The 11,356-nt window shown below is 71.3% G+C and carries 12 protein-coding genes; 6 read left to right on the top strand and 6 right to left on the bottom strand.

Translation table 11 applies throughout. The features are described from left to right. Positions 1-17 precede the first annotated feature (17 nt). Positions 18-608 (bottom strand): TetR/AcrR family transcriptional regulator, encoded by a 591-nt coding sequence (locus tag G6N10_RS12705; RefSeq protein ID WP_085098677.1) that lies wholly within the window; start codon positions 606-608, stop codon positions 18-20. Positions 609-734: 126 nt separating this feature from the next. On the opposite strand from G6N10_RS12705, the gene G6N10_RS12700 reads away from it, so the two are divergent. The 5 genes from G6N10_RS12700 to G6N10_RS12680 all read left to right on the top strand — a co-directional run bounded on the left by G6N10_RS12700 (position 735) and on the right by G6N10_RS12680 (position 6,658). Further along, positions 735-1,670, top strand: coding sequence for an SAM-dependent methyltransferase (locus G6N10_RS12700; RefSeq protein WP_085098674.1), 936 nt, complete (start codon positions 735-737; stop codon positions 1,668-1,670). A 103-nt stretch (positions 1,671-1,773) separates the two neighbouring features. Beyond that, entirely contained in the window at positions 1,774-3,174 is a 1,401-nt protein-coding gene (locus tag G6N10_RS12695) for an aldehyde dehydrogenase family protein (RefSeq protein ID WP_085098671.1), read from the top strand. Positions 3,175-3,208: 34 nt separating this feature from the next. Next, positions 3,209-4,072 (top strand): SDR family oxidoreductase, encoded by an 864-nt coding sequence (locus G6N10_RS12690; protein WP_085098668.1) that lies wholly within the window; start codon positions 3,209-3,211, stop codon positions 4,070-4,072. A 119-nt stretch (positions 4,073-4,191) separates the two neighbouring features. Further along, the gene (locus G6N10_RS12685) at positions 4,192-4,674 is read left to right on the top strand and encodes a DUF456 domain-containing protein (RefSeq protein ID WP_085098665.1); all 483 of its coding nucleotides are present in this window, start codon (positions 4,192-4,194) and stop codon (positions 4,672-4,674) included. 139 nt (positions 4,675-4,813) lie between these two features. Continuing rightward, positions 4,814-6,658, top strand: coding sequence for a PE-PPE domain-containing protein (locus tag G6N10_RS12680; protein WP_085098662.1), 1,845 nt, complete (start codon positions 4,814-4,816; stop codon positions 6,656-6,658). Positions 6,659-6,671: 13 nt separating this feature from the next. Here the strand turns inward: G6N10_RS12680 and G6N10_RS12675 are convergent, their stop codons facing one another. Both G6N10_RS12675 and G6N10_RS12670 read right to left on the bottom strand, forming a co-directional pair. Then, entirely contained in the window at positions 6,672-7,478 is an 807-nt protein-coding gene (locus G6N10_RS12675; protein ID WP_085098659.1) for a tyrosine-protein phosphatase, read from the bottom strand. Then, positions 7,475-8,704: an acyl-CoA dehydrogenase family protein gene (locus G6N10_RS12670; RefSeq protein WP_085098656.1), complete on the bottom strand. Its 1,230-nt coding sequence runs from the start codon at positions 8,702-8,704 to the stop codon at positions 7,475-7,477. The genes G6N10_RS12675 and G6N10_RS12670 overlap by 4 nt, the downstream gene beginning before the upstream one ends. 133 nt (positions 8,705-8,837) lie before the next feature. On the opposite strand from G6N10_RS12670, the gene G6N10_RS12665 reads away from it, so the two are divergent. Continuing rightward, complete coding sequence (locus G6N10_RS12665; RefSeq protein WP_085098653.1) at positions 8,838-9,758, top strand: alpha/beta fold hydrolase; 921 nt, start codon at positions 8,838-8,840, stop codon at positions 9,756-9,758. Here the strand turns inward: G6N10_RS12665 and G6N10_RS12660 are convergent. The 3 genes from G6N10_RS12660 to G6N10_RS20430 are packed head-to-tail and all read right to left on the bottom strand — an operon-like array spanning position 9,755 to position 11,351. Then, positions 9,755-10,909, bottom strand: a complete 1,155-nt coding sequence (locus tag G6N10_RS12660; RefSeq protein ID WP_085098650.1) for an acyl-CoA dehydrogenase family protein — start codon at positions 10,907-10,909, stop codon at positions 9,755-9,757. The two genes, G6N10_RS12665 and G6N10_RS12660, sit on opposite strands and share 4 nt — an antisense overlap. An 11-nt stretch (positions 10,910-10,920) precedes the next feature. Beyond that, the gene (locus G6N10_RS20435; protein ID WP_244960461.1) at positions 10,921-11,139 is read right to left on the bottom strand and encodes a Rid family hydrolase; all 219 of its coding nucleotides are present in this window, start codon (positions 11,137-11,139) and stop codon (positions 10,921-10,923) included. Continuing rightward, on the bottom strand, positions 11,127-11,351 hold the full coding sequence (locus G6N10_RS20430; protein ID WP_244960455.1) for a RidA family protein: 225 nt from the start codon (positions 11,349-11,351) through the stop codon (positions 11,127-11,129). The genes G6N10_RS20435 and G6N10_RS20430 overlap by 13 nt, the downstream gene beginning before the upstream one ends. Positions 11,352-11,356: the final 5 nt, after the last annotated feature.

The following is an 11,356-nucleotide window of genomic DNA, read 5'->3' as shown; positions in this document are numbered from 1 at the left end:
TGCGGCAGCGGGGTTGATCAGGCCGGCTCGGCGCCGTCGGTGACGACCTCCGGCGAGGAAGGCTCGGCCCAGTGGCCGCCGATCAGGTCGTCGATCAACCGGTTGAACATCCAGGCCAGGTCCTCGCTCTGGTGCGGCAGGGTGGACTGCTCGTAGCCGGTCAGCAGGTACACCGCCAGTTCGGCGAAGATCCGGGACTGCCGGTCGTTGCGGACGATCTCCCGCGCCGCGGTCCGGATCACCTCGAACCGCTCGAAATCGACCTCGACCTGGGCGGCGCGTACCTCCGGATCCACCGATGCCCAGGTGCGGATCGCGGCGTCGGCCTCGTGCGGCAGGTTCAGCCCGACGTGGGTGATCTTGCGGATCCGGTCGGTCGGGTCGGTGATGGCCTGCAGCGCGGCCACCCGCTTGTGCGTCGACTGCCCCCAGTGCTCGATCAGCTCCCGGGTGTAGTGACCCCAGTTGGAAAAATAGTGATAAAAGGATCCGGTTGTGACACCCAGGCGGTTGCAGACCACCGCCAGTTTGAGACCCCCGAAGCCTGCGTCGGCCAATACCTCGAGCCCGGTGTCGAAGTACGCCTCCCTAGAAACGACGCTTGCCATGACAACGCACCATATGTCCTCCGCTGAGGCTCCGCTGCCGAAAGGCTCCCGGAACCGCCGTCGCCCCAGGTGCGCCCGCTGGTTAGCATGGCTAGCAGAACCGCACTACCCGGAGGTGGAAATCCCGTGAGCGCACTTCGCACCGACGACGACAGCTGGGACATCGCGACCAGCGTCGGCACCACCGCGGTGATGGTGGCCGCCGCCCGGGCGGCCGAAACCGCCGCGGCGGATCCGCTGATCAACGATCCGCACGCCGAGTTGCTGGTCTCCGGCGCCGGACCCGGACTGTGGGCGGAGAACCTGCTCTCCGACGACAAGCTCGTCCAGCTCGCCGACATCGACGCCGAGGTGGCCGGCATCGCCCGGCACATGCGCGGATATCAGGCCGTGCGCACCCGCTTCTTCGACGCGTTCTTCGCCGCCGCGACCGACGCGGGGATCCGGCAGGTGGTGATCCTGGCCTCGGGCCTGGACGCGCGCGCCTATCGGTTGGACTGGCCGGCCGGAACCACGGTCTTCGAGATCGATCAGCCCAAGGTGCTGGAGTACAAGTCGGCCGTGCTGGCCCGCAACGGCGTCGCGGCCACCGCCGAACTCGCCCAGGTGCCGGTCGACCTGCGCGCCGACTGGCCGGCCGCGCTGCGTGCCGCCGGGTTCGACGCGTCCCGTCCGACGGCCTGGCTGGCCGAGGGGCTGCTGATGTACCTGCCGGCCGAGGCCCAGGACCGGCTGTTCGAGAACATCGGAGCGCTCAGCGCGCCGGGCAGCCGGGTCGCGGCCGAGACCGCCACCACCCGCAGCGAGGAGGCCCGCGCCGCGGCCCGGGCCCGGTTCCGCAAGGTCACCGACATTCTCGGGGTGTCGCCGGGACTGGACATCGGGGACCTGATCTACCACGACGAGCACCGCGCCGAGCTGGCCGGCTGGCTCAACGCGAACGGTTGGACGGCCGCCGCGGTCCGATCGCTCGACGAGATGGCGCGGTACGGCCGCGGCACCCTCGACGGCGAGGTCGACGAGGACGCCTTCTCGCTGTTCGTCACCGCAGAGCGTCGCTGACCGATCGGCGGTGGGGCGTTGGCCCTACCAACCGATCGGTGGGTTGCCTACGATGGGCAGCACCACAGCGACCCGGCCTTGGGCCGGGGCAGGAGGAAGCCCCATGACCGCCCGCACCACCGATGCCGCCGGCACCGACGTCGATATCCCGGCCATCGTCGCCGGTTTGCGCAGCACCCACGCCTCCGGCCGCACCCGGTCGCTGGACTGGCGCCGCGAACAGCTCAACGCGCTGGCCCGGATGGTGGCCGACAACGAGACCCGGATCCTCAACGCGCTGGAGATCGACCTGGGCCGCAGCCCGTTCGAGGGCTGGCTGGCCGACGTCAGCACCACCATCAACGAGGCCAAGGACGCCGCCAAGAACGTCGGCAAGTGGGCCAGGCGCCGGCACCGGCTGTTGGAACCGTCCCAGCTGCCCGGCCGCGGCTGGATCGAGTACGAGCCCTACGGCACGGTGCTGGTCATCGGCGCCTGGAACTTCCCGTTCGCGCTGACCCTGGGACCGGCCGTCGGTGCCATCGCCGCGGGCAACACCGTGCTGCTCAAGCCCTCGGAGGTGGCCCCGGCGTCGTCGGCGCTGATGGCCGAGCTGGTGCCGCGCTACCTGGACAACGAGGCGATCGTGGTGCTGGAGGGCGACGGCATGGTCAGCCAGCAGCTGATCGAGCAGGGCTTCGACCGGGTCTGCTTCACCGGCGGCACCGAGATCGGCCGCAAGGTGTACCAGACCGCGGCCGCGCAGCTGACCCCGGTGACGCTGGAATTGGGCGGCAAGAGCCCGGTGATCGTGGCGGCCGACGCCGACATCGACGTCGCCGCCAAGCGGATCGTCTGGACCAAGCTGATCAACTCCGGGCAGATCTGCATCGCGCCGGACTACGTGCTGGTCGAGGAGTCGGTGCGCGACCGGTTGGTCGACAAGATGGCCGAGGCCGTGGCGAAGTTCGAGGCCAAGAACACCGGCGGGAAGCGAATCGTCAACGAGCGGCACTTCGCCCGGCTGACCGGGGCGCTGGCCGCCACCGAGGGCCGCGTCGCCGTCGGCGGCGGGTCCGATGCCGCCAAGATCGAGATCGAACCGACCGTGGTGGTCGACCCGTCGGTCGACGAGCCGCTGATGACCGAGGAGATCTTCGGGCCGATCCTGCCGGTGCTGACGGTCGGATCCGTCGAGGAGGCCATCGCCTTCGTCAACGCCCGGGACAAGCCGCTGGCCGCCTACCTGTTCACCAAGAGCAAGGCGATCCGCGAGCAGGTGATCCGCCGGGTGTCCGCCGGCGGCATGGTGGTCAACCACCTGCTCTTCCACTTCGCCACCGCGAAGCTGCCGTTCGGCGGTGTCGGGCCGTCGGGCATCGGCGCCTACCACGGCAGGCACGGTTTCGAGGAGTTCAGCCACCGAAAGACGGTGCTGACCAAGCCGAGCCGACCCGACTTCGCCGCCCTGGTCTACCCCCCGTATACAGACAGGGCGTGGAAATTGGCGCGCCGGCTGTTCTGACCGCCCGCGCCGCGCACCCATCAGAGAGGAAGTCATGCCCGGAGTTTCAGATCGCGTTGTAATCGTCACCGGCGCCGGCGGCGGATTGGGCCGCGAGTACGCCCTGACGCTGGCCCGCGAGGGCGCGGCCGTGGTGGTCAACGATCTCGGCGGTGCCCGCGACGGCACCGGCGCCGGCCAGAACATGGCCGACCTGGTGGTCGAGGAGATCAAGTCCGCCGGTGGCCGCGCGGTGGCCAACTACGACAGCGTCGCCGAGGCCGCCGGTGCGGCCAACATGGTCAAGACCGCGATCGAGGAGTTCGGTGCGGTGCACGGCGTGGTCAGCAACGCCGGCATCCTGCGCGACGGCACCTTCCACAAGATGACCGACGAGAACTGGGACGCCGTGCTCAAGGTGCACCTGTACGGCGGTTACAACGTGATCCGGGCGGCCTGGCCGCACTTCCGCGAGCAGAGCTTCGGCCGGATCGTGGTGGCCACCTCGACCAGCGGGTTGTTCGGCAACTTCGGCCAGGCCAACTACGGTGCCGCCAAGCTCGGCCTGGTCGGGCTGATCAACACCCTCGCCCAGGAGGGCGCCAAGTACAACATCAAGGCCAACGCGGTCGCGCCGATCGCCGCCACCCGGATGACCGAGGACATTCTGCCGCCGGAGGTGCTCAAGAACCTCACCCCGGAGTACGTCGCGCCGGTGGTGGGCTACCTGTGCACCGAGGAGGTGCCGGACTCGGCGTCGGTGTTCATCGTCGGTGGCGGCAAGGTGCAGCGCACCGCGCTGTTCCAGAACGAGGGCGTCACCTTCACCAACCCGCCGTCGGTCGACGACATCGCCGCCCGCTGGTCGGAGATCGACGACCTGTCGGAGGCCAAGCAGGCCACCTTCAGCCTGCAGTGACCCGATCGTCGGCCGGTGAAAGCCGGTGAGGTGAAACAACTCTGGGGCGCGCCGGGCAGGTCATGCGCTGACCCGCCCGGCGGGCCGCCGGTCGGCGATCAGCAGGTGAGGGGGGTGCGGTGAGCGCGCTCGGGTTGGTGCTGGTCGGGCTGGTCATCGCCGTCGGACTGGTCGGCATTCTGCTGCCGGTGCTGCCCGGTGGGCTGCTGGTGTTCGGCGCGATCGCGGTTTGGGCGATCATTGAGCGCAGCACCGTGGGCTGGGTGACCCTGGGCATCGCGGCCGCGCTGTTCGTCGCGGCCGAGGTGATCAAGTACACCTGGCCGGTCAAGCGGATGCGCGCCGCCGACGTCCGGATGTCGATCCTGGCGATCGGTGCGGTGTGCGGCGTGATTGGGTTCTTCGTCATCCCGGTGATCGGGCTGTTGATCGGGTTCGTGCTCGGGGTGTTCGCGGCGGAGCTGGTGCTGCGCCGGGATCTGCGTCGGGCCTGGGTGTCCACCGTGCATGCGCTGCGCGGCGTTGCGCTGTCGGTGGGGGTGGACTTCACCGGCGCTCTGCTGTCGGCGATCGCCTGGCTGGTTGTGGTGACCGTCTGGTGAAACCTGTGAGTTTCCGGCTATTTGCCACCTAGTCGGCGTCGGCGGTTCTACGCTGCGCTGAGCAGTTCCCCACCGGGCGATTCGGCCCGCTGTGCCCGATTGGGGAGTCGGGGATTTCCGCGGGCCGGGGGGCCGCGCGATGGGGTCAATATTTCGGGTATTCACGGTGCTGGCGGTCGCGGTGTCGGCGGCGCTGGCGGCGGCCTGGACGGTGGTCGTCGCGGCGGTCACCCCGCTGGCGGCGGTGACGGCGCTGGTGATGGGCGGCACCGGGATGCCGTTGCTGAACACCGGCCCGGTCGCCACCCCGGACGCCGTCACGTCCTGGTACCTGGGCTGGACCAAGAACACCTACATCACCCCGTCGCTGCGTGCCGGGGACAGCTACGCCGGATCGGTGGCGGTCTACACCCCCGAGGAGTTCTGGCCGCTGCCCAACCAGCAGCTGACCTTCGACGAGTCGACCCAGACCGGGCTGGTGAATCTGGCCGGGTGCGCGGCGCGCGGAGCCTGCACGTATAACACCACCGCCACCGGCGCTAGCTCGCCGGACGGCGCGGAGCGCTTCCTGGTCTTCGGGTATTCGCAGAGCGCGCGGGTGGCGACGAATCTCAAGCGGGCACTGATCGCCACGCACAACGCCGCCGGGGACTGGGCCACCGTGCCGGCGTTGGATTTTGTGCTGATCGGCAACCCGAACCGCCCCAACGGCGGCATTCTGGAGCGGTTCGCCGGGCTGTCGATCCCGTTCTTCGGCATCAGCTTCGACGGGGCCACCCCCACCGACAGTGACTGCGCCAATGGCTGCAAGTTCGCCACCGCCGACTACTCCCGCCAGTACGACGGCTACTCCGACTTTCCGCTCTACCCGCTGAACCTGCTGGCCGACCTCAATGCGCTGGCCGGCATCTTCGCCGTGCACGGCAACTACTACGACGTCGACCCGGCCGGCTTCATCGACCAGGGTAGCTACGGCGACACCAGGTACTGGCTGATCCCCACCGCGACGCTGCCGATCCTGAGCGTGCTGCAGGGGGTGCTGCCCGCCGAGGTGAACGCGGCGCTGGCGCCGCTGTACGCCGGGTTGGACGCGCCGCTGCGGACGATCATCGAACTCGGCTACGACCGGTCCATCTCCCCGGGTGCGCCGACCCCGGCCCGGCTGCTGCGGCTCAGCCCGCTGCGTGACGCGATCACCGTCGGGATCGCCCTGGCCACCGGCATCGACGACGCCGTCGCGACGGCCTCCGGCAACCCCGGGTTCCGGCCGCTGGGCACCGCGAAGACCGGGCCGTTCGGGGTGCCGCAGTTCCAGTGGTCGGACCTGGCGGCCTTGGCGCCCGCCGCGGTCGGGGGGCCGGCACCGGCCAGCGTCGCGGCGGACGGGCAGCGCCGGGCTGTCGAGGAGCCGCCGGCCGGGGAGCCGCCGGCCGGGGAGCCGCCGGCCGGGGAGCCGCCGGCCGAGGGTCCGGCTGCCGGGGATCGGGCTGTCGCCGAGCCGCCTGCCGAGCGCGGCGCCATGCTGCTGCGTGGGTCGGCCGGAGCGCGGTTGCTCGACCGGGACGCACCGGAGCTTCCGCGGCTCCGGGCGGTGCTGGCGCCCCACAGCCGGGCTGCGGCGGCGGCGGCGGGCGCGCAGGAACCGGCGGGCGCGCAGGAACCGGCCGGCGGCACACCGGAACTGGCCGACGCTACTGTGTCGGACGAAGCGGCGTCCGACGAAGCGGGGTCCGACGAAGCGGCGGCGCAGCCGCCGGCCAGCCCCGCGGCGGCGATCACCAGGAAGGTTCGGGACGCCGCGGCGACCCGGGACCCCGCGGAGCCGACCGACGGGCCCGATGCTCGGCCGGCGCGGGCCGGCCGCGAGCGGCCCGCGGTGGCGCGGGGCGTGGGTGCACCGGCAGCACACCGCGCCGGAGCGCGCTGGGGTCACCGCGGGTGGGTGCGGCACCGCGTGCACCGCGAGGCCGCGCCCGCCGCCTGAGCCCCGCGATGCGCTAACCGCGCAACTGCGTGCGCAACGCGGCGAGTTGCTCGTCGGTGATGCCCGCGGCGTGCAGGTAGCCGGGCACCGAGCCGAAGTCGGCCTCGATCCGGCCGAGCGCGGAATCCAGGTACTCCGGGCGCACCCCGAGCACGTCGTCGGACAGCCGTGCCTCGGTGAATTCCGCCGCGTCGGAGGGGATTTCGCCGTTGAACCGGATCCGGATGCGCTCCATGATCTGGGCGCGCAGTTGCGGTGCGGCGGCATTGCTGGCGAGGTAGTCGGTCATCACGGTGTCGCGGTCGATCCCGGCGGCCTCCAGCACGACGGCCACCGAGAACCCGGTGCGGTCCTTGCCGGCAAAGCAGTGCGTCAGCACCGCGGCACCCGAACTCAGCAGCGCGACCGTTTGCCGCATCGCGCGCTGGGCACCCTCGGCGGTGGCGAACCGGGCGTACTCCTCGACCATGTAGCGCCGCCCGGCGTCCTTCATCGACTCGTCGTCGGGCTTCTCGGTCATCAGGCGCTGGAAGGCGTGCTCGTGCGGCGCCTCGGCGTCGACCGACGCGACCACCTCGACGAACGGCAGGTTGTGCACGACGACGCCGGCGGGCACCAGATCGGCGCCGTGCTGGGCCACCTCGGGCGGGCTGCGCAGGTCGGCGACGTCGGTGACCGCCAACTCCCGCAGCTGGGACAACCCGGTGTCGTCGAGCTGGGTCAGCTCCCCGGCCCGGTACAGCAGCCCGGGCCGGATCGCGCCCGACGTCGAGTGCGCGACGTCGCGAAAGTTCCACGCGCCGCTGAGCAGATCGGTCACGGCGCGACCACCGCGGCGGCCAGCGGGCTCTTGGCCGCGCCGAGCTCGGCGCGGGCGATGGCGCGCAGGTGCACCTCGTCGGGGCCGTCGAAGATCCGCATGGCGCGCTGCCAGCCGTACATCCGGGCCAGCACGGTGTCATCGCTGACCCCGGCGGCGCCGTGCACCTGAATCGCCCGGTCGATGACATTGCAGGCCATCTGCGGGGCGACCGCCTTGATCTGGGCGACCTGGTTGCGGGCGGCCTTGTTGCCGTGCAGGTCGATGGTCCAGGCGGCCCGCTCGCACAGCAGCCGCGCCGCATCGATCTCGTTGCGCGACAACGCGATCGCCTGCTGCACCATGCCCTGCTCGGCCAGCGGCTTGCCGAACGCGATGCGCCTGCTGGCCCGGTCGACCAGCAGTGCCAGCGCGCGCTCGGCCACCCCGATGGCGCGCATGCAGTGGTGGATCCGGCCCGGGCCCAGCCGGGCCTGGGCGATGGAGAAGCCGGATCCCTCCTCGCCCAACAGGTTTGCCACCGGGACCCGGACATTGTCGTAGACGATCTCGGCGTGGCCGTGCTGGTCCTGCCAGCCGAACACGCTGGTGGAGCGCAGGATCTGCACCCCGGGGGTGTCGATCGGCACCAGCACCATCGACTGCTGCTGATGCGGGGCGGCATCGGGGTTGGTGCGGCCCATCACGATCAGGATCTTGCAGCGCGGGTCGTTCGCGCCGGAGGTCCACCACTTGCGGCCGTTGATGACGTACTCGTCGCCGTCACGGGTGATCAGCGTTTCGATATTGCGGGCATCGCTGGAGGCGACGGCGGGCTCGGTCATCGAGAATCCGCTGCGGATCTCCCCGGCCAGCAACGGCTCCAGCCAATCGCGGCGCTGCTGCTCGGTGGCGAACAGGTGCAGGGTCTCCATGTTCCCGGTGTCCGGCGCCGCGCAGTTCATCGCCTCCGGGGCGATCTCGGTGGACCAGCCGGAGATCTCGGCCAGCGGCGAGTACTCCAGGTTGCTCAGACCCGACTCCGACGGCAGGAACAGGTTCCACAGTCCGCGGCGGCGGGCCTCGGCCTTGAGTTCCTCGACCACCGGCGGCACGGTGAAGTCATTCGGGCCTGCCGCGGCCCGGTAGGCGTCGTAGGACTCCTCGGCGGGAAACACCTTGTCCACCATGAACTCGGTGAGACGGTCCTGATAGTCGCGGGCCTGGTCCGAGGGTGCGAAGTCCATGCTCGCCACGATAGACACCCGTCGAGGTGCGCGCGCACGGTCCCCGCGGAATGCGCACCCCGCCGGTGGGCGCCCGGTCGAGCCGGAAAATCGCTGGACAGCACCGCGGCCGCCGCTGGTAGCGTCACCGGCCGTGAAGCGCAGGGTGCTGGCGGTGATGCTGCTCGTCGTGCTGGTGGGGTTGGGCGGCAACGCGGTGCTGGTCGCCCGCACCGAGCGGGCCGCCGAGGCGTTCGGCGGGGGCCGGGTGCTGGCGCTGCCGGGCCCGGATCTCAACGTCCGGGAGTACGGCCCCGCCGGCGGCCCGGCGATCGTGCTGCTGCACGGCTACTCCGCGTCGATCCAGTGGTGGGAGCCGGTCGCCGAGGCGCTGGCGGCGGCCACCGGTCGCCGGGTGATCGCCCTCGACCTGGTCGGGCACGGCGGCTCCGAGGCGCCGCGGGCGGCCCAGGCGTACGGCGCCGAGGGGCAGGCCGCGGCGGTGCGCGCGGCGCTGGACGCGCTCGGGGTGCGGCGCGCGGCGCTGGTCGGGCATTCGATGGGCGGCGGGGTGGCGACCGCGGTCGCCGAGGCCGAACCCGAGCGCATCGAGCGGGTCGTGGTGGTCGACACCTACGGCGACACCGGGCTGGTGGCGATCCCGGCGATGCGCTCGGTGGTGTGCGCGCCGGTGCTCGGTCCGGCGGTGGACCGGTTCCGGGGTATCGACGCGCTGAGCACCAGCTCGCTGCAGACCGGGTTCGCCGCCGATTACCCGGTGCCGGACTTCGCCTACCGGTCGCTGCAGCGACTCACCCACACCGGGGTGTGCGACTCCGACGCCATCGAGGACCTCAACGCGGTGCGTCCGGTGGCCGATCGGTTGGCCGGGCTCGGCCGCCCGGTGCTGGTGCTCTGGGGTGAGCGTGACGTGATCACCCCGACCGGGCCCAACGTCGCGCGGTTCACCGCGGCCGGGCTGCCGCCGCGGGTGATCGCCGGGTCCGGGCACAGCGTGATGGTGGAGCGGCCCGAGGAGTTCCTGGCCGCGGTGACCGATTTCCTCGCGGCTTAGCGGCTCGCCCCGGAATCGGTCAGCCCGCGGGCGATGACCAGCCGCTGAATCTGGTTGGTGCCCTCGAAGATCTGGGTGATCTTGGCTTCGCGCATGTAGCGCTCGACCCGGTAGTCGCGGGTGTAGCCGGCCCCGCCGAACACCTGCACCGCGTCGGTGGTCACCTTCATCGCCGCGTCGGTGCAGACCAGCTTGGCGATGCTGGCGTGCTGGGAGTACGGCAGCCCGGCATCGCGCCGGCGGGCGGCGTCGAGGTAGGTGGCCCGGGCCGAGGCCACCGCGGCGGCCATGTCGGCGACCAGGAAGCCCAGGCCCTGATGGGAGATGATGGTGCGCCCAAAGGTGGTGCGCTCATTGCCGTAGCGGACCGCCTCGTCCAGGGCGGCCTGGGCGATCCCGACGGCCACCGCCGCGATGCCGAGCCGGCCGGAATCCAGCGCGCTGAACGCGATCTGCAGGCCCTGCCCCGGCGCGCCGATCAGCCGGTCCGGCTCGACCAGCGCGTTGTCGTAGAACGCGGAGGTGGTCGGCACCGCGGCCAGGCCCATCTTCTCCTCGGGCTTGCCGAAGGACAGCCCGGGCAGGTCGCCGGGGACCAGGAAGCAGGAGATGCCGCGTGAGCCGTCGCCGGTGCGGGCGAACAGGGTGTAGAAGTCGGCGATGCCGCCGTGGGTGATCCAGGCCTTGGTGCCGTTGAGCAGGTAGCCGTCGGCGCAGGCGGTGGCGGTGGCGCGCAGCGCGGCCGCATCGGATCCGGCCTGCGGCTCGGACAGGCTGTAGGCGCCGATCTGCTGTCCGGAGAGCATCCCCGGCAGCCAGCGCCGCTGCTGCTCATCGGTGCCGAAGGCCAGCAGCGGGTGCGAGGACAGGCTGTGCACGCTGACCGCCACCGCGACCGCCGCCCAGCGGGCCGCGATCTCCTCCAGCACCTGCAGGTACACCTCGTAGGGCTGTCCGGCACCGCCCCACTGCTCGGGCTGCGGCAGGCTCAGCAGGCCGGCCTCACCGAGGGTGGCGAACACCCCGTCGGGATAGCGCTCGGTGCGTTCGTGCTCGTCGACGATCGGGTCGAGGACCTTCTCGGCGATGTCGCGGGTCAGCGCGATCAGCTCGGCGGCCTCCGCAGACGGGAGCAGTCGATCGACGGACATAGTTGCATCTCCTAGTTTTGTGGCGGTGCAACTGTACCCAGTCGCGCGGTCAGCGCGATCTCCACCAGCGCCCCGGGTACCGCCAGCTCGACGACCCCGACCGCCGTCCAGGCCGGGTGGGGCGCTTCCAGGAACCGATCCTTGACTTCGGCGAACACCGCGAAATGCCGCCGCAGCCCGACGTGATAGCTGGTCATCTCGACGACGTCGGCGAAGGTCAGCGACGCCAGCTCGAGCAGTCCGCGCAGGTTTTCGAAGGCCTGGGTGAACTGCGCCGCGGGGTCAGCGGGCAGGCGGGGTCAGCGGGCAGGCTGAGGTCCGGGCGCAGCCCGAGCATGCCCGAGCAGCGCAGCAGGTCACCGTCCAGGATCCCCGGGGCGAAGTGATGCTCGTCGTGCATCGAGCGCATCCACGCCGGGACGATGATCCTGGGCCCGGTCACCGGTC

This window comes from Mycolicibacterium fallax, assembly GCF_010726955.1.
GTDB classification, from domain to species: Bacteria; Actinomycetota; Actinomycetes; order Mycobacteriales; family Mycobacteriaceae; genus Mycobacterium; species Mycobacterium fallax.
This window is presented reverse-complemented; position numbering and strand designations above follow the sequence as displayed.